The following is a 24,706-nucleotide window of genomic DNA, read 5'->3' as shown; positions in this document are numbered from 1 at the left end:
CGCCGTGCTCGCCGCCGTGGACCTGAAATGCCGTCGCGGTGTGGTGAGGAGAGCCGGCAGGAGTTCCCCTCCACGGCGGCGAGCACGGCGGCTTTCGCGACATCTTTACTCACCTCGCCCGGCCGACCGTTGGTGTTCCCGTTGAGCGCGGTCGGCCCTTCGCCGGACGGTCCCACCAGCCAGCCGCCCCGCCGGGTCGCGACGGCCGTACGACTCCGCTTGCGGCCCGCCGGGCGAGAGGGACGCGTCGCTAAACACACCATCGGTGCGCCCCGCACCCGAGTTGGCCCGAAACGACCTCGTCGCCTCCCTCTTGCCCTACCAGCCTGGCGTGGGCATGGCGTACGCATGCTGTGCCGTTCTTGCCCTCGTGGAGGGCTCACACCTCGGAGGGACAACACGTGACATCAGCGAACAGCACGGCGCGAACGGGTCTGCGCAGGAAGATCGGAGCTGTCGTCGGCGTGGTGGCCGCAGCCGCCACCGGCATGACCCTCTTAGCGGCGCCCGCGTCCGCGGGCCCCAACTGCGCCTCCGGGTACCACTGCGTCTTCTACAGCAGCCTCACCTCGGCCCGGCACTCGTACTTCAACAGCGACGCGAACTTCACCAACGACACCTTCAACCAGGTCAGCAGCGGGGCGGGCTACGGCCAGAACGTCAACGACAACACCGCGTCCGCCAGCAACTCCTCCACCGGCGGATACGAGAGCCACTACTACCTTCACATCAACAACAACTCGTTCCTGTTCTGCGTGAACCCCGGCAGCTACGTCCAGTACCTGCCCAGCGGTCAGCGGAACGAGGCGAGTTCGCTCCAGCTCACCGGTACGACGTCCACCCCCTGCTACTGAGTGGTCCAGGCAGGAAGGGGCCGGCGGACCACAGTCCGCCGGCCCCTACCGGAAGGAGGCACCGGGAGTGTTCCACAAGACATCGCCGACGGAGTCCGCACCGGATCCCGCGCGACGGCGGAGACGTACCGCCGGCGCCATGATCCTTGCGCTGGTGCTCGCGGCAGGCGCGGCGGCCTGGGTGTTCTCCTCCCGCACCGAGGCGACCCCGCCCCGGCGGACCGCCCCGAGCCCGGCCGAACTGGCCGAGCGGCTCCCGTTCTTCGGGATCCTCTACGCGCGCACCGCCTCGGAAGTCCAGGTCGCCGAGGCGCAGCGGCAGCTCGGCATCGACTGCATGACTCGGCACGGTTTCAGCTACCGGCCGGCCCCAGTGGCCGGAGCGGCCGGCCCCGTCCAGGACCGGCCCACCGCCTTCGGCCTGGAATCGCTCACCGCACCCAGGCCCGCAGTTTCCTCCCCCGCACCCACCGAAGAGTCCCCCGACCCGGCCTTCACCCGCGCGCTCTTCGGAGACCCCGACGAACGGATCTCCGCGGCGGGAAAGACGATCCGCGTCTCCCGCCCGGCCGACGGCTGCCTCGCCGAGGCGGAGAAACGGCTCCTCGGAGCGGACCGGCTGCGCTGGCTCCAGCTCAGGATCCAACTCGGCGACGGAGAGAAGGAAGCACGGCAGCAACTGGACAAGGACCCCCGGTTCCGTACGGCGACCGACCGCTGGCGGCGCTGCCTGCACACCGCAGGCTACGACCACAAGGACCCGGTGGCCCTGATGTACAGCCTTCCTCGGGGCACCGACCCCGCCCGCAGTCCCCTCGTCCGAGCCGACCTGCGGTGCAAGCAGGACACGGACTACCTCACCACCGCCTACACCCGCCTCGAAGCAGCCCAGACCACCTGGCTCCGACAGCACTCGACCCTGCTCACCGAGTGGAAGACGCTGCAACTCCGCCGCCAGGACAACGCACGCCAGGTACTGGGAACCGATCGCTGACCCGTCCCGCCGCAACGGAGGTTCGCGAGACTCCCGGGGAGAGGCGGCGGCCGTGTCGGTACGGATGCTGACGGGCCCGTTCCGTCGCGTATGACGCCGGGCGGTCCCTCGTGGGTGTGATCGGCCGCCACCAGGTAGGCGTGGTGGTCCTTGCCTGTTCGGAATCGTGCAGAAGACCGCCGTGCACTCCGTGGAGACCGCCCGTCCCGGACGCGCGGCCAAGCTGCCGAGGCGACGCGGGCCGTCAGCCTTCCGGGTCATCCGCATGACAGGGGGCGTCCGCTCGGGTAGCGCGTGCACCGGCAGCAGCGTCCAGGCTTCAGGACACCCCCGGCCGGACACCCCGTCCTCGTTGGGCAGGCCGAGCTTGCGGTAGCCGGAGCCGGTCGCGATGATCACGCTCCTTGCGCGGTGCACGCGGAGTCGGTGAGCGGCTTGATGTCGCCGGTGAGGTCGACGGCCGTGATGTCGTCGTCGATCATCTCGGCGCCGACCCTCTGAGCCTGGGCCCGCACCGGGCCGTCGACCCCCTGAGGGAAGCCGGGACTGAGCTGGGCGCGGGCGGTGTAAAGGGCGGCGGTGTTATCCGGCGCGCCCGGAGCCGATGATGACGACCTCGCGCACCCGATCGGGCTGGGGCACAGCGCTCATGCCTCCCGCTTGGCGTCGATCTCGGCGATCAGGGCCTCGATGCGGGCCTTGATCTCGTCGCGGATCGGACGGACGGCGTCGACGCCCTTGCCGGCGGGGTCTTCCAGGGCCCAGTCGAGGTACTTCTTGCCGGGGAAGATCGGGCAGGCGTCGCCGCAGCCCATGGTGATGACGTAGTCGGACGCCTGGACCGCCTCGGTCGTGAGGATCTTCGGCGTGGCGGCAGAGATGTCGATGCCGACCTCGGCCATCGCCTCGACGGCCGCCGGGTTGACCTGGTCGCCGGGCAGGGAGCCTGCGGAGCGGACCTCGATGCGGTCGCCCGCGAGGTGGGAGAGGAATCCGGCGGCCATCTGCGAGCGGCCGGCGTTGTGGACGCAGACGAACAGCACGGAGGCGAGCGGGGCGGCGGACATATGTTCTTCCTTCATACGGTGAGTGGCAGGCGGTGCAAGGGGAGTCAGGTGCTGGGCAGGTCGGCGAGCAATTCAGCGACGCGGAGGTCGACGTCGTCCCGGATGGCGCGGACGGCTTCGATCGGCGCGCCGTCGGGATCGGCGACGGACCAGTCCAGGTAGCGGCGGCCGGGTACGACAGGGCAGGCGTCGCCGCAGCCCATGGTGATGACGGTGTCCGCGGCCTTCACGATCTCGTCGGTCAGCGGCTCGGGGAACTCCTCGGCCGTGCCGGCGCCGGCTTCGGTGAGGACCTGCGCGATGTGCGGCTCGATCCCTGGCCCGGGGTGGGTGCCCGCGGAGGAGACGGCGACCCGGCCATCCGCCCTGTGCTGTAGGAGGGCTGCGGCGAGCTGGGAGCGGCCGGCGTTATGGCTGGACACGAAGAGCACGCGCACCGGTCCGCCGCCCGGTGTGCCCTGGACGTGGGCAAGGGCGTCGAGGCGTTCGGCCAGTACGACCAGGTGCGTGGTGACCGAAGCCACCTCGGCCGGGCGCGCATCCGGCACGGCAGGGGTAGGTGCGGCGGACATGGGAGGACCCCTTCGACGGGTCACAGGTCAGCCCCGGCTGGTATCAGCGCCGGGTGATGTGACAGTATCAGTCCATGATGACGTCAGTCGACACTGATCTGATCCGGGTGCTGGCCGACCCGCTCAGGCTCCAGATCGTGACCCTGCTCGCCCAAGAGACGCTGTGCACCACCCACCTGGTGGAGGAGACCGGCGCCCGGCAGACCAACCTCTCCAACCATCTGAGAGTCCTGCGCGAGGCAGGGGTCGTCGAGACCGAGCCGTGCGGACGCTTCACCTACTACAAGCTCCGCCCTGACGTCATCGCCCGACTCGCCGGGCAGTTCGCCGACCTGGCCGAACAGGCCCGTACCGCCGCCGCCAACAAGAGGGCCTGCCCGTGACCCGCGCCGAAGCACCCGCGACGCCCCAGGAAGCATCCGTCGTCGCCAAGCTCTCCACGCTCGACCGCTACCTCGCCGTCTGGATCCTCATCGCCATGGCCGTCGGCCTCGGCCTCGGGCGGGTGATTCCAGGACTGGACGACGCGCTGGCCGAGGTGGAGATCGGCGGGATCTCCCTGCCGATCGCGCTCGGCCTGCTGATCATGATGTATCCGGTCCTGGCGAAGGTCCGCTACGACAAGCTGGACGCCGTCACCGGCGACCGCAGGCTGATGATCTCCTCGCTGGTCATCAACTGGGTTCTCGGCCCGGCGGTGATGTTCGCCCTGGCGTGGATCTTCCTGCCGGACCTGCCCGAGTACCGCACCGGCCTGATCATCGTCGGTCTTGCGCGCTGCATCGCCATGGTGATCATCTGGAACGATCTCGCCTGCGGTGACCGCGAGGCCGCCGCCGTCCTCGTCGCACTGAACTCGGTCTTCCAGGTCATCGCCTTCGGCCTGCTCGGCTGGTTCTACCTCGATCTGCTGCCCGGCTGGCTGGGCCTCGGCGACGGCGAGCACCTGGACATCTCCCTGTGGAAGATCGCGGCGAACGTGGTGATCTTCCTCGGCGTCCCGCTGCTGGCCGGCTTCCTGACCCGCCGGATCGGCGAGCGGAAGCTGGGCCGCGAGGGCTACGAGCAGCGCTTCCTGCCGAAGATCGGCCCCTGGGCGCTGTACGGGCTGCTGTTCACGATCGTCATCCTCTTCGCCCTGCAAGGAAAGACGATCACCTCGCAGCCGCTGGACGTCGCGAGAATCGCGCTGCCGCTGCTGGTCTACTTCGCCGTCATGTGGTTCGGCACCTTCGCGCTCGGCAAGGCCATCGGCCTGGCCTACGACCGCACGGCCACCCTCGCCTTCACCGCCGCGGGCAACAACTTCGAACTGGCCATCGCGGTCGCCATCGCCACCTTCGGCGTCACCTCCGGCCAGGCTCTCTCGGGAGTCGTCGGCCCGCTCATCGAGGTACCCGTCCTGGTGGCGCTGGTGTACGTCTCCCTCGCCTGGCGGCGGAAGTTCACGGCGGCCGGCATCTGACCCTCAGTACCCGCAAGGGGGCGGCCGTGCGCGATCGCGTCCGGCCGCCCTCTTCTGCCGTGCGCGACCACCACACCTCGGCGCGCCGCCTGCTTCACGCGGGCGGCACCGGCCGACGGGGCGCAGCCAGTCGCCGGCCTCGCCCAATCCCACCAGCAGCACGGCGGAAGCCGCGCACCGAGCGAGGCCATAGGCTGGTCCGCGGTCTCTCCCAGCAGCCACAGCGTCCGGGTGAGTCCGGCCCACCCCAGCAGGAACAAGGCGATCTCACGGCCCCATTGCGCCACCTCGATCACGCATCCGATGGCGGCCAGGACGCCAGCTACGGCGGTCGCGGCCATGACCAGCCCCGGTGAGGCGCCGGCCAGTCGCGGGACGGTATTGAGCGGCGCGGCGGGGAACAGGGGCAAAGAACAGGCGGCGAGGCCGTCCAGTGCCAGGTCACGGACGCCCAGTTGTCGTGAAGGACCACTGATCGCAGGCGCTGCCGGGTCGGCGGAGTTCGCCGACCGCGGTCCTGATCACCGGAGCGGCGCCGATGACGACGAGGGCAAAAGGCTGGGATCGGGCATCAGACCGCCGTGCCGTCGTGCCGGTCCGGGCCGGGCGGGCTGTCGGTAGATACCGTCGGCGTCCTCGTCGAGGTTCTCTTCCTCGTGCAGACACCGGTGGACCCGGTTGCGCAGGCGCAGGAGCACCGCGACCAGGGAGGCGATCAGGACTGCGGCTCGCCGGGCTCGCTCACGGGGAAAGCAAGTTCCCGATCAGCAGGGCTGCGGTGGAGCCAGCGTACGGAGTGCTCGACCAACCCGGCGTACCCGCTTCGGTCCGGGACCGGGCTCGCAGCGACCCGGCCCAGCACCGCCCCGACCTCGTCGACGGCCAAGCGGGCTCGGACAGCTTCGCCGCGTCAAACGCCTCCCCAGCACGGCGCCTTCGTCTCGAAGGTGGCGTTGCCCTCGTCGATGCCCGCCTGACAGATTGCCAGCACCTGCCCGGTGTGTCCCTCAGCGGCACAACCACCTCACTCGGCGGCCATCATCCCGCGGCCGGCACAGCCAGCAGCTTGCCCATCGCCGCCAGCACCGAGGGCTCGACGCGGTAGTACACCCAGGTGCCGCGCCGCTCGGAGGTGAGCAGCCCGGCTTCCTTCAGCTTCTTCAGGTGGTGGGAGACGGTCGGCTGGGAGACGCCGACGTCGGAGATGTCGCACACGCACGCCTCCCCGCCCTCGTGCGAGGCCACGGCGGAGAACAACCGCAGGCGGACCGGGTCGCCCAGCGCCTTGAACATCCGCGCGGCCACCTCCGCCTCTTCCGCGGTCATCGGACGCTCGGCCAGCGGCGGGCAGCACGGCGCCACGCCCTGGCCGTCAACGGGCTCGATCAGCGGCAGCACCTTCGCATTCGACATACGTCTATGTTGACACATGTCGAACCAGCGCAGGCGCAGAGTCACCGGCGCGAGACGGGCGGCCAGACGGCGGGCGCCCCACTCCGCGTCCCCAGCCCACGCCAGGCAGCGAGTCCAACGTCAGGTTGCGCTGCCACTCCGATCCGACGAACGCCGGCCCCGACACCCCCGCAGCCAGGCCCTCACGATGCCGGAGCTCCCTTCGACGTCGTCGACATCCTCCAGCAGCAGCCCTCTCCGTTTCGATACATGTCTATGTTGACACCCATCGATACAGCCGTCATGCTGGGCCGCGCAAGCCATCGACAGTTGTCGAACCAAGCGAGGAGTCGTCGTGAACGCGCCCGCCACCACCGAACTGCCCGTCGCCGTGATCGGGGCCGGCCCCGCCGGACTGGCCGCCGCCGCCCACCTTCTCGACCAGGGCATCGAGCCCCTGGTCCTGGAAGCCGGCCCCACTGCCGGTGCCGCGGTGCGCGAGTGGTCGCATGTGCGCCTGTTCTCCACCTGGGGCGAGGTCGTCGACCCCGCCGCCGAAAAGCTCCTCGCCCCCACCGGCTGGACCCGGCCCGACCCGGCCACCTACCCCTCCGGCGGCGACTGGGCCGAGCTCTACCTCCAGCCGCTCGCCGACGTCCTCGGCGACCGCGTCCGTACCGGCGCGCGCGTCACCGGCGTCTCCCGCGCGGGCCGGGACCGCATCGTGGACGCCGACCGTGAACAGCAGCCGTTCGTCGTGCACGTCACCCACGCCGACGGCCGTGAGGAGCGCCTCTTCGCCCGCGCCGTCATCGACGCCTCGGGCACCTGGGCCACCCCCGGCCCGGCAGGCGGCAGCGGTCTGCCCGCCCTCGGCGAGACGGCGGCAGCCGACCGGATCACCTACCGCGTCCCGGACCTCAAGGACCCCGCCGTCCACGCCCGGTACGCGGGCAAGCGCACCGCGGTGATCGGTTCCGGCGCCTCCGCCTTCACCGCGCTCGCCTACCTCGCCGACCTCGCCAAGTCCGACGACGGCGAGGGAACGAAAAGCGTGTGGATCCTGCGCCGGGGCATCTCCGGCTCCACCTTCGGCGGCGGCGAAGCCGACCAGCTCCCCGCCCGCGGCGCACTCGGCCTGGCGGCGAAGGCCGCCGTCGACGCCGGCCACGCGGATGCGGTCACCGGCTTCCGCACCGAGGCGATCGAGCGAGCGGACGACGGCCGACTGGTCCCGGTCGGTGAGGACGGGCGCCGCCTGGACGCGGTAGACGAAGTGATCGTGCTGACCGGTTTCCGCCCCGACCTGTCCTTCCTGTCCGAACTGCGCCTGGGGCTCGACGAGCGCCTCCAGGCACCTACCGCGCTGGCGCCGCTGATCGACCCCAACCAGCACTCCTGCGGCACCGTCTACCCGCACGGCCACCGCGAGCTCTCCCACCCCGAACAGGCCGTCTACCTGGTCGGCATGAAGTCCTACGGCCGGGCCCCCACCTTTCTCGCCATGACCGGCTACGAGCAGGTCCGCTCCGTCGCCGCCGCGCTCGCCGGCGACCTCGCCTCCGCCGACCAGGTCGAACTCACCCTGCCCGAGACCGGAGTCTGCGGAGGCGCCGGACTGTTCGACGCCCCCGACGCCCAGGAAGCCGACGGCGGCGGCTGCTGCGCGCCCGCGCCCCAGCTCGTCCAGATCGCCGCCCCCACCGCGATCGGAGCAGGAGCTGAGCAGCCCCCGACAGGCGGCTGCTGACAACTCGCCGGCGAGCCAGTCCGCTGGCCGGCATCGGCACCGCCGGGGTACCAACGCCCTGGTCCGTCCCGGCGCGTCCCGGTAGGGGTGGTGAGGGCCACCATCGAGGGGCAGGCCGTCACAGCAGTGGACCGCTACCGGCAAGCCCGGTCCGAAAGGGTCGTCTCCGGTCCACTTCGGACACCGCCGACTCCGTGGTGCGCAACGCTCGTTGGCCGAGGTGACGGACCAATCCATGTCACACGGCAGGCTCAGGGCTTCATGACGACCATCGCCACCATCGAACTCGACGACGGCTCGCTGCTGCGGGTGGAGACCGCAGCGACGGACGACGCGTACGACGCGTACGAGCCCATCGGCCGGCCGCGGCCCGCGGAAACCGTGGGGAGCGCCGCGGAGACCCTGCGGGAGGCGGTCGACCGGGTGCGTCCCGTCGTTCAGGACGTGGTCGACTCGCTGCGCGCGATGCCGCGCCGACCCGACCGGATCACGCTGGAGTTCGGGGTGAAGGTGACCGCGGAAGCCGGCGTCGTGCTCGCCAGGACGGCCGCCGAGGCGCACTTCAGTGTGGGCGTGGAGTGGGAAGCGACCGGTGAGGTCTGACCGGCTCCCCTCGCGGGCCCGCTACGAGCGGGGGGCGGCACGGGTTCTGGGCCCGGACGGAGCGGTCACGGGAGCGGGTTTCCTCGTCGGCGACCGGTTGGTGTGCACGTGCGCCCACGTCGTCCAGGAGCCGGACGGCGGCCGTCCGCAGAGGTCGGTCTCCGTGGACTTCCCGCTGCTCGCCGGGGCCGGCGCCTGTACGCCGGTCACGGCCGAGGTGGAGTCCTGGCGGCCGGAGGAGGACATCGCGATCCTGCGCCTGCACGCCCCGGTGGACGGCACGGAGCCGCTGCCCCTCGTGACCGACGAGAGCGACGAATGGGGCGGCGAGGTCCGTTCCTTCGGCTTCCCCGTGGACGCGCCGCGCGGCGTGAACGCCACCGGCGTGCTGCGGGGCCGGCAGCGCGCCGACCGGCTCCAGCTCGACCTCGCCGCCCACGGGGTGCCGATCACGCAGGGGTTCAGTGGGGCCGCCGTATGGGACGTACGGCGCGATGCCGTCGTCGGCATGCTCGTCACCCGTGGACGGCGCGGGCTCAGCGGCACCGCCTACCTGATCCCGGCCGACCGGCTGATCGGGGCGGATGTGGAGGTGGAGTGTCCCTTCCGTGGACTGGACCGGTTCGAGGAGGGCGACACCCGGTACTTCCACGGCCGCGGACCTGACGTACGGGCGCTACGGGAGGCACTCGGGTCGCGGCCGGTCACCGTGCTCGCCGGGCCCTCGGGCAGCGGGAAGTCATCCCTGTTCAGGGCGGGTCTGCTGGCCGACCTGCGCCGCCGGGGGACGCCCACGGCGCTGCGCGTTCCCCCGCCCGCCGCCGATCCGGCCACGGCGGCACCGGACCAGGCGGACGCCTGGGTGGCGGAGGCGGTCACCGCCGTCTGGCAAGCGGCTGCCCCCGACCCCGCGGCCCGCCGGGAACGGCTGGACGCCCTGCGCGAAGCCTGCGCCGGGCCGGACGGCGCACGCCTCGCGCTGCGCGGACGGCTCCGTGACGAACTCGGGCCGCAGGGAGCCGTTCTCCTTCTCGACCAGTTCGAGGAGTACGCCGCCGCTGCCCCGCAGAGTGCGCTGCGGGCCTTCCGCGCGCTGTCGGCGCTGACCGATGCTCCGGACCCGGCGCAGGGCGGCGGACTGCGGGTCGCGCTGACCGCGCGGCCCGCCACGCTGGAGGCGCTCACCGCCGCCGACACCTCGGCGGCCCTGGGCCGGGCGGTCACGTTCCTCGCCCCGATGACGCCCGAGGCGCTCGCGCTCACCGTCGACGAACCGGTCAAGGCAGTCCCCGGGCTGTACCTGGAGGCCGGTCTGAGCGCCCGCCTCGTCCGGGACGCCGTCGACGAACCCGGCTGCCTCCCCCTGCTCCAGTTCGCCCTCACGGAGCTGTGGAAGCGGAAGAAGGCCCACACCCTCACCCATGCCGCGTACGAGGAGATCGGCGGGGTCGGTGGAGCCCTCAGGACGTACGCCGAGCAGGCGCTCACCTCGTGCCTCGCGGAGCACGGCCTGCCGCAGGACACCGCCTGTCGGCTCTTCCAGCGGCTGGCCCGCCCGGACGGCCGCGACGGCTTCACCCGGCGGGCCGTCCCCATCGGCCAACTCTCCCCGGAGCAGGCGCGGTTGGCCCGCGCGCTGGCCGCATGCCGGCTGCTCGTCTGGGACGTCGCCGCAGCCCCGGAGCACGGACCGGCGGGCGGCACCGTCCACGTCGTCCACGAAGCCCTGCTGCGCGAGTGGCCGCGCCTGTCCGAGTGGCTGCGGGACGGTGCGGCGTTCCGCGACTGGCAGGAGCGCACGGCACGGGACGCGGCCGACTGGGAGGCCCGGGGGCGGGCCTCCGGGCTCCTGCCGCACGGGGTGCGGCTGGCCCAGGGCCTGGAGTGGCTGGCCCGCCGCCCGGAGGACCTCACCCCGCTGGAACGGGACTACCTGGAGGCGGGCCGGCGGCGGGAGCGCCGCGGACTGCGGCGGCTGTGGGCGGTGACGGGACTGGTCACCGTCCTGGCCCTGCTGACGGCCGGCCTCGCGGCCCACAGCATCCGTGAACTGCGCCGCAACCAGCAGCAGTTGCGGATCGCCGCCGCCACCGAACTGGGCGAACTCGCCGGTGAGACCGCCGAGCAGTCACCGGACAGCGCGTTCCGCTACGCGGCGGGCGCCTGGACCGCACAGCACACACCGGAGGCTCGGCGCGCGCTGTTCGCCCAGTACGTCCGCGCGCGCGACACGGTGTGGTCGCGCAGCGGGCTGTGGCCCGGGACGGTCCAGTCCGCGCGTTCCTCGCTCGACGGCGACACCTTGCTGGTCGTGTCCCGGCCGCACGGCGGCTCGGACCTGGCGATCACGGCCGTGACCGACACGCTCGGCGACACGCCGCGGGCGCGGCGGCTGCGGGGCGTGCCCGAGGGCCTCGACCTGGAGGGCTTCGAGGACGACCTCAGCGACGACGGGCGGCATTACGCGCTGGCGACGGCAGAAGGCAGGACGCTGCTCTGGAACCTGGCCGACCCCGTTCCCGCTCCACGTCTCCTGTCCGAGCCGCTGGCCGGTCGCGGCAAGGTCTACGACTCCTCGGTGGACTTCTCCGAGGACGGCGGGCGCGTGCTGCACTTCTACCAGTTCGAGACCCCACGTCCCGAAGACACCGGACGCCACGCGCTGGCGCGCCTGTGGGACACCCGGAACGGGAAGCCGCTGCCGCTCTCCCAGCGGTCCATGGCCCTGTACACCCCGGACGCGGCGTGGCTGCTGGGCCGGGGCGACCAGCTCGCCGTCGGCATCACGCACAAGGTTCGCGGAGGACAGGACCCGGCCTGGGAGCACTACCTCGACCTGCACGACACGGCCTCCGGCAACCGTCTGCGGCGTGTTCTCGGGCCGGTGGAGAAGAGGTCGATGAAGCCCGTCGACCGAGGGCGGGCCGTCCTCCTCGACAGTGAGCACGGCACCTCCTGGCACCCTCTGGCTCCCGGAGCCGCCCGGCCCGGCGTCGACCTGAAGGCGAGCCACTTCTTCACCGACATGACCGGCACCCACTTCCTGGACAGCCGGACCACCACCAGCGGCAGCATCCGGGCCGTCACGCTGCTCGACGCCCGGCAGAAGCCCCGCCACTGGGCCACGGTCCTGCCGAAAGAGATCGGCTCGTCCATCACGGAACACATCGCTGTGAGCGGCTCGGGCCCGGGACCGCGTACTGTCCTCGCCGTCGTGGGGGACTCCCTGTTGCGGACACGGCCCGTGCCGATCGCCCGGCCGCCGGCGAACGCTTCCTCCGCCGGCGTCCAGTCCGCCGTCTCCCCCGACGGCTCGCGCGTGGCACGCCTGTCCCAGGGCCTGCTGGAGGTGGTGGGGCCGGGCGGCCAGATCGTGGCCGCCCGGCGGCTCCCCTTCGACAAGGCTGTGCAGCAGGACGATTTCTCCCTGCGTCTGCTCTGGGTCACCCACGAGGACGGGGACGCCGTTCTCGTCTGGTCCCACCGGTTCGACGACGCGGCGCTGTTCGACGTGGCGACGCTGCGCGCCAGGAAGCGGGTCGCCTGGGACTGCGGCCGTGGCAGCGGCGAGTTGTGGAACAGACCTCAGGACATCGTCCAGACATCGGACGGGGACCTCGTCGTCCTGTGCCTGGGCGACGCGCTCGTACGGCTCGATCCCCGCAGCGGCGTCCGGACCGGGGGCCCGCTACGCCTCGAACCCGAGCCCCAGGAACCGGGCAGCTTCTCCCCCACCGGCCAGCTCCTGCCCCGCCCGGGCCACGGCGACGAGGTGGCGGTCGTCACCGACCACTGGGCCGACCATGGCCGCATCGAGGTGTGGGACGTACAACGCGGCACACGGACCGCCGAGTTGCCGGGCCCGCCGCTGCGCTACACCAGTCGACTCCCGCACCGATGGCTGACGTTCAGCGCCGACGGCAACCGTCTGGCCGCGCTCGGCCTCAACCACCGCGTGCAGTGGTGGCGGGTCGACGACGAGAAGAAGGAGGACGAGACACGCCCCCTCCCGGAGACGGACGGCCTCCTGGGCATCGCGCCGGACGGAACCCTCGTCACCCTCTCGTCGAGCACCGTCAGCCTCTTCTCCCCCTCGGATGGCGACCCCCTCGGCCACTTCACCTGGCCCGCGAACAGCTCACTGCGTGCCGGCCGGCTCACCGAGAACTCCCTTCGCCTCCTGAGCGACGAGGACGACCTCACCCTCGACCTCTCCCCCACCCACTGGCACAGCACGATCTGCTCCGCCGCCCCAGGCCCCTACACCCCCGCTCAGCGGACGGCACCCCGCCTGGAACTGGCGCGGGAGACGAGGCCGTGTCCTGCGGGCTAGGCGCCACGTGGGTGTCGTGCAGGAGCGTTTCCTGATGGGGCGGAGGGGCAGGGCACGGTGCCCTCGGCAGCGCGGGGTGCCGGCGCGTATGGCGGCGGCACCCCGCGGTGTCGGTGCAGGCGGTGTCGTCAGCAGCCGTCGAGGTACGCCGAGTGGATCCAGACGCCGGTGCGGCCGTTCACCAGGTCTCCCTTGACCCAGTCGCCCACCGTGTCGAGGTAGACGAGCTCCTGGCCCCGGTTCACCTGGCCCAGGACCTGGTACTCGGGGCCGGGACCGCCGCGGAAGTTGACGCCGTTGTCGTTGACGGTGCAGACGAACGCCTGCCTCACGGCGTGGGAGGGGGCGGCGGACCCGGCTGCCTGACCGGTCTGCGCGAGGGGGCCGGCGACCAGTGCGATCCCGCTGATCACGAGGGACGCGGCCAGCATGCGCTTCTTCATGGGATTCCTCTTTCCGTTCGTCGTCGGGTCCTCGGTGCGGGACCCGACGCACCTTTTGTAGCCGCTAATCTGTTGTTCGAGGCCGGCCGGCCGATGGTGAACAAACGGATGCCGAACAATCCGCCGGCCCGGGGAAAGGGTGGGCGTGTGCCACGGGGAGAGAGCCCGCTGGACCCGGACGGCGGTCCGCTGTTCGAATTCGCGGCGCGTTTACGGAAACTGCGGGAACAGGCCGGCCGTCCCACCTACCGGGAGCTCGCGCGGACCACGCACTACGGGATCGCGACGCTCTCCTCGGCGGCGGCCGGACGTCAACTGCCCAGCCTGGCCGTCACCCTCGCCTATGTCCGGGCCTGCGGTGGCGACGAGCGGGAATGGAAGCTGATCTGGCAGCGGACGGCCGACGCGTGTACGGGCGCGGAGGACCGGAAGCAGACGGATACCAAGGCGCCCTATGTCGGTCTGGCCGCTTTCGGGGAGACCGACGCCGGTTTTTTCTTCGGCCGGGAGAAAATCACCGGAAAACTCGTCGAACATCTGAAGGAAAAGCGGCTCCTCGTGCTGTTCGGGGCCTCGGGGTCCGGAAAGTCATCGGTGCTGCGCGCGGGGGTCGTCCCCGCATTCCCCGGTGTTTCTCCGCTGGTTCTCACACCCGGCGCGCATCCGCTGGAGGAATGCGCCGTCCGGCTCGCGGCCCGCGCCGACACCGGTTCCGGCCCGGTGCACGCCGGCCTCACGGACGACCCGAGCACCTTCCACCGGACGGTGCGGCAGATCCTCGCCCGGCAGCAGGAGGCGGGCTCGACGGCGGACGAACTGCTCGTCGTCGTGGACCAGTTCGAGGAGGTGTTCACGCTCTGCCGCGACGCGCGGGAACGGGAGCGGTTCGTCGCCGCGCTCCTGCACGCGGCGCAGGTCCCCGACAGCCGTACGCGGGTCGCGATCGCCGTGCGGTCCGACTTCTACACGCACTGCACGCGGCTGCCCGGTCTCGTCGACGCCCTGCCCCACGCCCACCATCCCGTCGGCCCGATGACCGCCGAGGAGTTGCGGGCGGCGATCGTCCAGCCCGCCGCCCGCGCCCGGCTCACCGTGGAGAGCGCCCTGCTGGCCACGGTCACGGCCGACGCCCATGGCCGACCGGGGGCTCTGCCCCTGCTGTCGCACGCCCTGCTGGAGACCTGGAAGCGGCGGCGGGGCAACGCGCTGACGCTGGCCGGCTACCGCGCGGCGGGCGGCTTCGAGGGAGCGCTCACCCAGACCGCCGAGGAGTTCCACCGCTCCCTGGGCGCAAGCCGCCGGCAGGCCGCGCGGCGGCTGTTCCTGCGGCTCGTCGCACTGGGCGAGGGCACCGAGGACACCAAACGCCGGGTGCCGCGTCGGGAACTCGACGGCGGTCCGGACACCGCGTTCGTCCTCGAACAGGCGACCAGGGCCCGGCTACTGACCGCCGACGGCGACCATGTGGAGATCGCCCACGAGGCGCTGATCCGCTGCTGGCCCCGGCTCGGCGGCTGGCTGGAGGAGGACCGCGCCCAGGAGCGCCTGCACCGCGCGCTCACCGAGGCCACCACGCTCTGGGAGTCCCTGGACCACGATCCCGACACCCTGTACCGCGGGGTACGCCTCGCCGCCGCGAAGGACCTCCCGCCCCAGGTGCTGACCGCCCGGGAACGCGCCTTCCTCGACGCGGGCGAGGCGGCGGCCCAGCAGGAGCACCGGCGGGACCGCCGCCGCCTGGGCCGGCTGCGCCTCCTGGTCGGGGCCCTGGCCGCGCTGCTCGTGTGTGCCGTGGCCGCCGCCGGTCTCGCCGTACGGGCCCAGGGCACCGTGACCCGGCAGCGCGACGAGGCGGTGGCTCTCCGGGCCGCCGACGAGTCCGTACGCCTCAGCCTGCGCGATCCGTCCCTGGCCGCCCAACTCGCGCTGGCCGCCTACCGCCGGACCCCGCAGGACCGTACGCGGGACGCCCTGCTCACCACCCTGTCCGTCGCGTCGCTCGGCACCGGACCGGCAGGCCACCACCTGGCCGGACGCGCACCGGCCGGTCCCCCACCGGCTCCGTCCACACCCGTCGGTCTCACACCGGCGGTGACCGCCGACGGCCGTACGCTGGCCATGGCCGACGGCCCGCGCCTCGTCCTGTGGGACATGCGGGAGCCGCGCCGCCCCCGCCGCCTCGGCACGGAAACCGGCGACGGCGTCGGCCTGAACGCGGTCGAGTTCACCCCGGACGGCACCACGCTGATCGGCGCGGACACCGACCGTATGCTCCGGCTGTGGGACGTGAGCGACCCGCGCCACCCCACGCTGCTGTCGAAGCGGCCCACGCAGCACACCGACGCCGTCTACTCCGTCGCGGTGAGCCCGGACGGCCGCACGGCCGCCACCAGCGGCTACGACGACACCGTCCGCCTCTGGGACCTCACCGACCCGGCACGCCCCAGCGCGCTCGGCAGGCTCACCGGGCACCGGGGCAACGTCAAGCCCGTGGCCTTCAGCCCCGACGGCAGGACCCTGGCCTCGGGCTCGGACGACCACACCGTCCGCGTCTGGGACGTGACCGACCCGCGCCGCGCCTCCCCCGTCGCCGTCCTCACGGGGCACCGGGACTTCGTGGACGCCCTCGCCTACAGCCCGGACAGCCGCACCCTGCTGAGCGGGAGCGACGACCACACGGCGAAGCTGTGGGACATCGGCGCTCTCCCCCGCCACCGTGAGCTGGGCGAACTGGCGGGCCACGCCGACATCGTCACCGGCGTGGCCTTCGCCTCCCACGGCCGCACGGCGGTGACCGTCGGCATCGACGGCGTGGTGAACGTGTGGGACGTGACCGACCGCGCGCACCCCGCCCCTCTGGCCCACCTCACCAACCCTCGCGGGACGGTGAAGGAGGTGCGCCGGCTCGCGGCGGACGGCTCGTTCCTCACCGTGACCGCCCACCGCAGCGTCCAGGTCTGGTACACCGACATCGACCGGGTGCTCGCCCACGCCTGCGACCGCGTCCACGGCACCATCAGCCGCGCCCAGTGGGCCCGCCACTTCCCCCGCCTCGACTACGCCCCGCCCTGCCCGCGCCGAACGGCACTCGGTGTCGGTCAGCCCTGGTCAGGGCGTTCGAGGGAGACCGCGGGGAGCCTGCGGGCCAGCCGTGCGGGCAGCCACCAGGCGCGTTCGCCGAGCATCTGCATGACGGCGGGGACGATGAGGCAGCGGATGACCACGGCGTCCAGGAGGATCGCGACGGCGAGGCCGAGTCCGAACTGCTGGAGCATGCGCTCGGGGCTGAGGACGAAGGCGCCGAAGACGACCATCATGATGGCCGCGGCGGCGGTGATGACCTTGCCGGTGGAGGCGAGTCCTTCGCGTACGGACCGCGCGGGGTCCTTGGTGCGGGTCCACTCCTCGTGGATGCGGGAGACGAGGAAGACCTCGTAGTCCATGGACAGGCCGAAGACGATGGCGAAGATCAGCGCGGGGATGAAGGCCTCTACGGGGCCCGGCTGCACGCCGAACCAGCCGTGCTGGAACACCAGGGTGATCACGCCGAGCGCGGCGGAGATCGACAGCAGGTTCAGGACGGCGGCCTTGACGGGGATCCACACGGACCGGAAGACCAGCAGGAGCAGCAGCGAGGAGACCCCGACGACGACGGCCACGAACAGGGGCAGCCGGCCGGCGAGCGTCTCGGAGACGTCCTGGGAGGCGGCGGTGGCGCCGCCGACCAGCACCTCGGCGCCGGTGGCGTGTTCGAGGGGCGGGGCGACGTCGTCGCGCAGGCGGTGGAGGAGGTCCACGGTCCCCTCGCTCTGCGGCGAGGTCGCCGGGTAGACGAAGACGGTGGACAGGGCGCCGTCCCCGGACGGCAGCGCGGGACTGGCCGCGGCGACGCCGTCGGTGGCGGCGAGCCGGGCGCGGACGGTCCGGCCGGCGTCCTGGTCCCCCTTCACCAGGACGATGAGCGGACCGTTGAAGCCGGGCCCGAAGCCTTCGGCGAGGAGGTCGTAGGCGTGCCGGGACGTGGTCTCGGCGGGGTCGTTGCCGGAGTCGGCGAACCCGAGGCGCATCCCCAGTGCGGGCGCGGACAGGGCGAGGAGCGCGAGGACGCCGACGAGGAGGGTCGGCACGGGACGGCGCTGTACGGCGCGGGCCATGGCGCGCCAGCGGTTGCCCTCGGTCCTGCCCTTGCCGGTGTTCCTGTCCCGCTGCTTGAGCACGTGGCGCTGGATTCGCCCGCCGCACAGGGAGAGGAGTGCGGGGAGCAGGACGAGGGAGGCGGCCAGGGTGATCAGGACGGTGATGGCCACCGCGAGGGCGATGCCCTGGAGGGAGCCGAGGCCGAGGGCGACCAGGCCCAGCAGCGCGACGATGACCGTGCAGCCGGCGAAGAAGACCGTGCGTCCTGCGGAGTCGAGGGCCTTGCGGCCGGCCTCGGCGGGCGGGGCTCCGGCGAGGAGTTCGTGGCGGTAGCGGTAGAAGATCAGCAGGGCGTAGTCGACGCCGACCCCGAGGCCGACGAGCATCAGGATCGGCGGGGTGAAGTCGGCGACGGTGAACAGGTGGGAGGCCAGCGCGGTCAGGCCGATGGCGCCGCCGACCGCGAACAGGGCGGTGACCAGCGGCAGCGACGCCGCGAGCAGGGAGCCGAACAGCAGCACGAGGATGACCAGGGCGGCGACGATCCCGGCGAGTTCGGCGGTCGGTGCCGCCTTGTCCTCGGCGTTGCGGGCGGCCTCGCCGCCCACCTCAACCTGGAGGTGCGCGGTGGCGATGCTCTGCGCGACGTCGATGATCCTGGCGACGTCCGCCTTGGGAACGTCCTCCGTCTTGCCGTCCAGCGTGACGGTCGCGTAGGCGATCGTGCCGTCCTCGGAGACGGCCGAGGCGTCGGTGAAGGGGCTGCGTACGTCGGCGACGCCCGGGAGCCGCTCCACCTCGGCCAGCATGGGGGCGACGCTGTTCTCCGCCTTCTCGATGCCGGCGGTGTCCTTGAGGACGATGTCGACGCTGTCGCCGGCCTGGTCGCTGCCGTGTTCGCGCAGCAGGTCGGTGGCCGCCTGGGAGTCGGTGCCCGGCAGCGTGAAGTCGTTGCGGTACGCGGAGCCGGCCGCGGTGGAGCCCAGCGTGATGGCGGCCACGACGGCCACCCAGAGCAGGAGGGCGGTCCAGCGGTGGCGCTGCGCCCAGCCGGCCAGCGCGCCGAACCGTCCGTCGGGTGCGGACGTGCCGTCCTGCGGCAGTGGGGTGGTGCGGGGCGGAGAAGACACGATGCCTACCTCGAATTCGACCGGGTGACGACGGGACGCCTCGATCCTGTGCGAGCGTCCGGGACCCGGTCGTCGGCCTCCGGCAGACAGCCGGCCTGCTCCGGTGGCGGGGGGTGAACTCCCCGCCGTACACCCGTGGTTGTACGTCCCGGCCGCCGCGTACCTCTCCGGCAGGCACTCTCGGAACCGATCCGGGCATACCCCCCGGGGTCCGCTCGGGTCGCGGGCAGAATGAGACCATGCCGTCTCTCGACACGACCCGTCTCCGTCTGCCGTCAGGTCCGCGTGCCGACGTGGCGCTCGCCGGGGTCGTCCTCGTGCTGGCGGGGGTGGCCGAGGGGCAGCGGCTGGGTCCCGACTGGTCCGCGACGCCCTCCGCGCTCGTCTCCTGGCTGCTGGCGGCGGCGGTGTGCGCGGCGCTGCCGCTGCGCCGGCGTCACCCGGTGGCGGTGGGGTGGTTCACGGTGGCCGGCACCGGCGTCTACCACGCGACGAGCACGGTCGACGGCCCGCTGGTCGTGGTCCCGGTCGCCGCGTTGTACGCGCTGGCGGCCGGGGGGCGGATCAGGGAGCCGGTCGCCATGGCGGCGGTGATGGTCCTCGGGGTGGCGGCGGGGGCCCTGGCCGGCACCGGCGACCTGACCGGTACGGCGGCGTTCATGCTGGCGGGCTGGCTGGTGGCGGTGGTGGCGCTGGGCGCGATGCGGCACGGCCGGGTCGCCTACGCGGAGGAGGAGGCCAGGCTGCGGGCCACGCGGGAGCGGCTGCGCATCGCGCGGGAGGTGCACGACGTGATCGGCCACACCATGTCGATGATCCACGTCCAGGCGTCGTCCGCCCTGCACCGGCTGCCCAAGGACCCCGGCCTCGCCGAGGAGGCGCTGGCGGCGATCAAGCAGGGCAGCAAGGAGGGGCTGCGGGAACTGCGGGCCACCCTCGGGGTGCTGCGCCAGGTCGACGAGGAGGCGCCGACCGCTCCCCCGCCGGGGCTGGCCCGGATCGGCGAGCTGGTCGCTTCGGCGTCCCGCGCGGGGATGGACGTACGCGTCGAGCGCAGCGGTGCCGTCACTGCCCTGCCGGCGGCGGTGGATCTCGCGGCCTACCGGATCGTGCAGGAGTCGCTGACCAACGCGGTCCGGCACAGCGGTGCGCGGCACGTCGTTGTCCGGCTCGATCGCGGGGAGCGGGAGCTGACGGTCGGTGTCCGGGACGACGGGAAGGGCTCGGTCGGGCCTACGGCGGGCAGCGGGATAGCGGGCATGACGGACCGCGCGCGGGCGCTGGGTGGCACGCTGGACGCCGGGCCCGGCGAGGAGAGCGGATTCGCCGTCGTGGCCCGGCTACCGTTCGGCGACCACCGGAGCAGTCGATGATCAGGATCGTGCTGGCGGACGACCAGCGTCTCGTGCGCGCGGGCATCCGCGGCATCCTCGACGACGAGGACGACTTCCAGGTGGTCGCCGAGGCCGCCGACGGGCACGCCGCGCTCTCCGCCTGCCGCGAACTGCGCCCCGACGTCGTCCTGATGGACATCCGCATGCCCGGCATGGACGGCCTGGAGGCCGCCCGCCGCATCGCCGCCGACGAGCGGCTGACGCCGGTGAAGGTGGTCATGCTGACGACGTTCGACCTCGACGAGTACGTGTACGGCGCGCTGCGCGCGGGCGCCGCGGGGTTCCTCGTCAAGGACACCGAGCCGGCGGAGCTCCTGCACGCGGTGCGGGTCGCGGTGCGCGGCGACGCGCTGATCAGCCCTTCGGTGACCCGGCGTCTCATCGCCGAGTTCGCCGGCCGCCCCGACCCCGCCCGCCGCCCCGACCCGCGCCTGGACATCCTGACCGGCCGTGAGCGCGAGGTCATGGAGCTGATCGCCGCCGGACGCACCAACGCCGAGATCGCCGCCCGCCTCGTGGTCTCCCCGCTGACCGCGAAGACCCACGTCAGCCGCATCATGGCCAAACTCGGCGCCCGGGACCGGTCGCAGGTCGTGGTGATGGCCTACGAGTACGGCATGGTCACCCCCGGCCGCCTCACGGACCGACCCCGGGCCGAGTGAGCCGGTCACGTGCGCCACAGCAGCCAGGTGCCGCCGTCGCAGTCTTCCTGGAGCGCCTGTTCCCCGTCGCCGCTGCCGGCGGGCAGGGCGACGCATTTACCGCTGTTGCGGCTGACCAGTTTCCATCCGTGCCGGGCGGTGTCGTAGCGGAAGCTCCAGAACTGGTCGGGGAAGAGCCCCTTGTCGTCGCCGCACAGGTAGTGGGTGACGGTGACGTCGTTCTCCTTGTGGGCGCCGTCGACGGACAGGCACAGGCCGGTGTGCTCGTTGCGGAGGGAGTGGACGGCGGCGGCGGTCTCGTCGGTGCCTTCGCGGTGGAGTCTCCAGAACTGTTCGGGGCGCCCGTCGCAGTCGCTCTGGATGAGCCCGGCGGCGGCGACGGGGTTCCCCGGGGGCGGGGACAGGCACATGCGGCTGTCGACGTTGGTGAGGCGGAACAGCCCGGCGGGCAGCGGGGGCGGTGACGTCGAGGGGGTCGCGCTGTCCGGTGCCGGAGCCGAGGACGACGGTGTCCCGCTCGGCGGTGGGGCGGCGGAGGGCGGTGACTGCACGGTGAGGACGGTGACCAGGATGCCGACCAGCGGAATCACGATGCCGACCAGCCACCAGGCCCACCTGGGTGGCTGCTGGGGCGGACGCGCGACCGGCGTATCCCCTCCATCTCCTTCCCCCGCCTGCGAACCCTGCGGCACCCGTTGCTCCCCCCGCGAGCGTGTCCCCTGTGCACGAGCCGATACCACTGTCGCGCACTATGCAGCACACGGGCGGAACGGGACCAGCCGGATCCCGGCCGCTGTGCAGCTCACCGGTGGGCCAAGTCCGGGTCGCCGTCAGAGGGTCGACCGCAGGTGGCTGACGGTGACGAAGTGGTAGCCGCGGGCCGTGAGGGTGCGCAGGATCTCGGGGATCGCGGCGACCGAGGTGGGGTGGATGTCGTGCATGAGGACGACCTTGTCGCGCCCGGCCTTGTCGATGACGGTCCGGGCGACCTTGGCGGCGTCGCGGTACTTCCAGTCCTCGGTGTCGATGTCCCACAGGACGGGCGAGAGCGTGGTCGCGGACTTGACCCGGCTGTTGACGGCGCCGTAGGGCGGGCGGAAGAGGGTGGGCTCCTTGCCGGTGGCGGCCTTGATCGCGGCGTTGGTGCGGCCCAGCTGGGAGGCGTCCTGCTGCTCGGTGAGCCGGGTGAGGTCGGGGTGGTTCCAGGAGTGGTTGCCGACCTCGTGTCCGGCGCGGGCCTCGGCGTGGACCAGGTCGGGGTGGGCGGCGACGTTCTGGCCGACGACAAAGAAGGTGGCGCGTGCCTTGTACTGCGCGAGGTAGGTCAGCAGGGTCCCGGTCTCCGGCACGGCGGGCCCGTCGTCGAAGGTCAGCGCGAGGCACTTCACCTTCGCGCAGTCGGTGTCGTCGTCGCCGGACGCGGTGTGGGTGGGCACCGGCGGCTCGGGCGTGTGCGTGGCGCCCAGGTCGAGCGAGCCGCTGGGCGTGACGGTCTGACGCTGGGCGCGCGCGCCGAACGCGGACAGCCAGGGCGTGACCGTCTCCTTCGGGAGCACCACCACGTAGCTTCCGGCGGCCGGGGCGCCGACGTCGCCGCGGTCGAAGCCGATCCGCAGCGCACCGGCCGCGGTGAACTCCATGTCGTCCAGGACCGCGTCGAGGGAGGCCGGGTCGGTGAGCGCGCTGTCGTCGACGCCTTCGCGCCCCTTGAGCCGCTTCCTCACCTCGGTCAGGAAGGCGCCTCGTGAGCCGTCCGCGACGAGCCCGAGGGCCGTCCGGTAGGCGCGGGCCTCGCCGTCGTACCAGTACGTCGTGCTCGACAGCCCGGACCCGGCGGCCCCGGTGTCGTGGGTGGTGAGCCGGACGCCGAGGACGTCGCCCGAGGCGGCCAGGAAGTGGTGGCTGATGTTGAACTCGGGGGTTTCCCGGCCGGCCGTGCACCCGGAGGAGCGGAACGTGGCGAGGCGCTGCTCGACGTACTTCTTCATCACGGCCGTCATCGCCTCGGCGCCCGGCACCGCCGGGTAGCTCGTCGCGAACGCGCAGGAGAGCTGCTCGCTGCTGTCGCCGACGATCTTCAGCCCCTTGATCGCCGACGGGTCGACGCTGCGGGCGGGGGCGGCCGGGGAGGCGGACGTCTCCGTGGGCAGCGCCGAGTCCCGGGCACCGGACGGATCGGACGAGCAGGCCGCCGTGAGGCCGAGAGCACCGGCCAGCAGGAGCGACGGGAGGACGGAGTGAGTGCGCATGGGACCCGACTGTGCAGGTCACAGCCATTTTTCAGCGACCCTCGCGGCCACTGTGAAAAACCATTCCGCTACGGGCGGGGGCACAGTTCGCGGTGCGGCGCGTCGGGTACGTACGTCCGCCACCGCGCCGCGCTCAGCCCGCCGCCCGTGCGCTCGCAGATGGTGCGCACGGCCTGTCGCGGGTCGAGGGTCAGATGCCACAGCGGGACGTGGGGGCCTGCGGCGTAGACGGTGGCGCCGTCGGAGGTGAAGGCGAGGGAGCGGATCTCGTCGCCGGGTGAGGGCAGGCCGGTGCCGAGGGGCTGTCCTCCCCCGGTGTCCCACAGCCGCAGGGTTCCGCCGGCGCCGCCGACGGCGAGTGTGCGGCCGTCGGCGGAGAAGGCGAGCGCCCCGACCGCTTCCGGTTCGCCCTGGGTGACGGTGTCCGCGGTGCCGGTCAGCGCGCCCGTGCGGTCGCGCAGGCGGCCGTCCCAGAAGGTGACGTGGCCGGTCTTGTCGCCGACGGCCAGCCGGGTGCCGTCGGGGCTGAACGCGAGGGCGGTCACCTCGCGGCCGTCGGCGAGCGCGCGCCCGGTGACCTTCCCGGTGCGCGGGTCGGCGTACTGGTCGTCCGAGCCGACGGCCAGGTCTCCGTCCGGGCGCACGGCCAGGGTCCGGCCGGTGAGGCCGCGCAGGGTTCCCGTCCGCCGGTGGGTCCGGGTGTCCCACGTCTCCGTCGTGCCGTCGGCGCGGGCGACGAGCAGGGTACGGCCGCCGGGGCCCAGGGCGAGCGCGGTGGGGGTGCGGTCGGCGGCGCCGGAGGTGTCCAGGACCGTACGGGGCTTGCGGGCGCGGACGTCCCACACGGTGAGGCGCAGGCGCAGGGTGCCGTGCGCGGAGAACGTGTCGGCGACGGCCAGGGCCGTGCCGTCCGGGCTGAAGGCGAGGAGCGGGACCTCGCCCGCCAGGGTGCCGAGGCGGGTGTGGGCGAGGGTCGCGCGGGTGCGTGTCGAGAGCAGGTCGAAGCGGTAGCCGGCACCGGAGCGGGCGAGGGTGGCCAGCGTGGCGCCGTCGGGGCCGAGCACACCGGCGTCGGTGGCGGTGCTGTGCCAGGGCTCGCTGAGCGAGTCGGCCAGGTCGAGGGTGTGGACGGTGGCGCCGTCGAGGTAGCGCAGCACGTGCCGCCGGCCCGGGTCCCAGGTCAGCCCCTCCGTGCCGGCGCCGGACAGGGGCAGCCGGAAGACCTGGGTGCCGCCGGTGACCAGGCGCCACACGGCCAGTGCCTGCCCGTCGGACGTGACGAGGAACTCCCCGTCCGGGGAGAGGGCGGCCTCGGTGAAGCCGGCGTCGCCGACGCTCGCGAACTCGTCTAGCGTGCGTCCGGTGCGCACGTCCCAGACCCGGGCCGTCGTGCCGTAGACGGCGGCCAGCCGGGTGCCGTCCGCGCTGAAGCGGAGCAGGCGGGTGCCGCCGTCCGCTCCCGAGCCGGTGCCGCACAGGGTGCGGTCCGCCTTCTCCCACTCGCCCGGCAGGCGCTTGGCGTGCGGGGTGTCCCACAGCTGGAGGGGGCCGTCGGCGGGGCACAGGGCGAGCAGCCGGCCGCCGGGGCCGACGGCCGCCGTGGAGAGGGCGCGGGTGAGGGCGGTGGTGAAGAGGGTCCTGCCGTCGGCCGTGCGGTGCAG

Annotated in this window: 17 protein-coding genes and 2 pseudogenes; 10 read left to right on the top strand and 9 right to left on the bottom strand. The window is 72.8% G+C overall.

The window, feature by feature from the left end:
• Positions 1-401: 401 nt before the first annotated feature.
• Both AOK24_RS28995 and AOK24_RS48740 read left to right on the top strand, forming a co-directional pair.
• Positions 402-854 (top strand): hypothetical protein, encoded by a 453-nt coding sequence (locus AOK24_RS28995; RefSeq protein ID WP_133258219.1) that lies wholly within the window; start codon positions 402-404, stop codon positions 852-854.
• Positions 855-993: 139 nt separating this feature from the next.
• The gene (locus tag AOK24_RS48740) at positions 994-1,848 is read left to right on the top strand and encodes a hypothetical protein (protein WP_133258218.1); all 855 of its coding nucleotides are present in this window, start codon (positions 994-996) and stop codon (positions 1,846-1,848) included.
• Between the two features lie 327 nt (positions 1,849-2,175).
• Here AOK24_RS48740 and AOK24_RS46470 read toward each other — a convergent pair.
• The 3 genes and pseudogenes from AOK24_RS46470 to AOK24_RS28980 all read right to left on the bottom strand — a co-directional run.
• Positions 2,176-2,499: pseudogene (locus tag AOK24_RS46470) on the bottom strand (NAD(P)/FAD-dependent oxidoreductase); the annotation flags it as partial.
• Positions 2,496-2,915, bottom strand: coding sequence for an arsenate reductase ArsC (locus AOK24_RS28985; protein ID WP_055723001.1), 420 nt, complete (start codon positions 2,913-2,915; stop codon positions 2,496-2,498). The gene AOK24_RS28985 and the pseudogene AOK24_RS46470, both read right to left, overlap by 4 nt.
• A 44-nt stretch (positions 2,916-2,959) precedes the next feature.
• Positions 2,960-3,487 carry an arsenate-mycothiol transferase ArsC gene (locus AOK24_RS28980; RefSeq protein WP_079057043.1) on the bottom strand — a complete coding sequence of 176 codons (528 nt, stop codon included), beginning with the start codon at positions 3,485-3,487 and terminating at the stop codon, positions 2,960-2,962.
• 74 nt (positions 3,488-3,561) lie between these two features.
• On the opposite strand from AOK24_RS28980, the gene AOK24_RS28975 reads away from it, so the two are divergent.
• Positions 3,562-3,870, top strand: coding sequence for an ArsR/SmtB family transcription factor (locus tag AOK24_RS28975; RefSeq protein WP_055723000.1), 309 nt, complete (start codon positions 3,562-3,564; stop codon positions 3,868-3,870).
• Positions 3,867-4,952 (top strand): ACR3 family arsenite efflux transporter, encoded by a 1,086-nt coding sequence (gene arsB, locus AOK24_RS28970; RefSeq protein WP_055722999.1) that lies wholly within the window; start codon positions 3,867-3,869, stop codon positions 4,950-4,952. Before AOK24_RS28975 ends, arsB begins: the two co-directional genes overlap by 4 nt.
• A gap of 1,038 nt (positions 4,953-5,990) precedes the next feature.
• On the opposite strand, the gene AOK24_RS28960 is transcribed toward arsB, so the two are convergent.
• Entirely contained in the window at positions 5,991-6,365 is a 375-nt protein-coding gene (locus AOK24_RS28960) for an ArsR/SmtB family transcription factor (RefSeq protein WP_055722998.1), read from the bottom strand.
• Positions 6,366-6,699: 334 nt separating this feature from the next.
• Here AOK24_RS28960 and AOK24_RS28955 point away from each other — a divergent pair, with 334 nt between their 5' ends.
• From AOK24_RS28955 to AOK24_RS28945, 3 genes are all read left to right on the top strand, one after another.
• Positions 6,700-8,094 (top strand): NAD(P)-binding domain-containing protein, encoded by a 1,395-nt coding sequence (locus AOK24_RS28955; protein ID WP_055722997.1) that lies wholly within the window; start codon positions 6,700-6,702, stop codon positions 8,092-8,094.
• 261 nt (positions 8,095-8,355) lie between these two features.
• Entirely contained in the window at positions 8,356-8,697 is a 342-nt protein-coding gene (locus AOK24_RS28950; protein ID WP_055722996.1) for a CU044_2847 family protein, read from the top strand.
• Positions 8,687-13,030: an nSTAND1 domain-containing NTPase gene (locus AOK24_RS28945; protein ID WP_159052020.1), complete on the top strand. Its 4,344-nt coding sequence runs from the start codon at positions 8,687-8,689 to the stop codon at positions 13,028-13,030. Before AOK24_RS28950 ends, AOK24_RS28945 begins: the two co-directional genes overlap by 11 nt.
• Positions 13,031-13,158: 128 nt before the next feature.
• Here the strand turns inward: AOK24_RS28945 and AOK24_RS28940 are convergent, their stop codons facing one another.
• Positions 13,159-13,473 carry an SH3 domain-containing protein gene (locus AOK24_RS28940; protein ID WP_055722994.1) on the bottom strand — a complete coding sequence of 105 codons (315 nt, stop codon included), beginning with the start codon at positions 13,471-13,473 and terminating at the stop codon, positions 13,159-13,161.
• Between the two features lie 93 nt (positions 13,474-13,566).
• Between AOK24_RS28940 and AOK24_RS52525 the strand changes: the two are divergent.
• Positions 13,567-16,290 (top strand): annotated as a pseudogene (locus tag AOK24_RS52525) (nSTAND1 domain-containing NTPase); the annotation flags it as partial.
• Positions 16,291-16,571: 281 nt separating this feature from the next.
• On the opposite strand, the gene AOK24_RS51265 reads toward AOK24_RS52525, so the two are convergent.
• A complete protein-coding gene (locus tag AOK24_RS51265; RefSeq protein WP_409120100.1) occupies positions 16,572-18,740 on the bottom strand; it encodes an MMPL family transporter in 2,169 nt (722 codons plus the stop codon).
• Positions 18,741-18,979: 239 nt separating this feature from the next.
• On the opposite strand from AOK24_RS51265, the gene AOK24_RS28910 reads away from it, so the two are divergent.
• Entirely contained in the window at positions 18,980-20,113 is a 1,134-nt protein-coding gene (locus AOK24_RS28910) for a sensor histidine kinase (protein ID WP_055722989.1), read from the top strand.
• Positions 20,110-20,796 (top strand): response regulator, encoded by a 687-nt coding sequence (locus AOK24_RS28905; RefSeq protein ID WP_055722988.1) that lies wholly within the window; start codon positions 20,110-20,112, stop codon positions 20,794-20,796. Before AOK24_RS28910 ends, AOK24_RS28905 begins: the two co-directional genes overlap by 4 nt.
• A 5-nt stretch (positions 20,797-20,801) precedes the next feature.
• Here the strand turns inward: AOK24_RS28905 and AOK24_RS28900 are convergent, their stop codons facing one another.
• The 3 genes from AOK24_RS28900 to AOK24_RS28890 all read right to left on the bottom strand — a co-directional run.
• Positions 20,802-21,488, bottom strand: coding sequence for an RICIN domain-containing protein (locus AOK24_RS28900; RefSeq protein ID WP_133258217.1), 687 nt, complete (start codon positions 21,486-21,488; stop codon positions 20,802-20,804).
• Positions 21,489-21,626: 138 nt separating this feature from the next.
• The gene (locus AOK24_RS45065) at positions 21,627-23,045 is read right to left on the bottom strand and encodes a polysaccharide deacetylase family protein (protein ID WP_063799535.1); all 1,419 of its coding nucleotides are present in this window, start codon (positions 23,043-23,045) and stop codon (positions 21,627-21,629) included.
• A gap of 68 nt (positions 23,046-23,113) precedes the next feature.
• The coding region (locus AOK24_RS28890; protein WP_167376870.1) for a WD40 repeat domain-containing protein at positions 23,114-24,706 on the bottom strand (1,593 nt) is incomplete at its 5' end.

The sequence above is a fragment of the Streptomyces niveiscabiei genome (assembly GCF_001419795.1).
Taxonomy (GTDB): Bacteria; Actinomycetota; Actinomycetes; order Streptomycetales; family Streptomycetaceae; genus Streptomyces; species Streptomyces niveiscabiei.
This window is presented reverse-complemented; position numbering and strand designations above follow the sequence as displayed.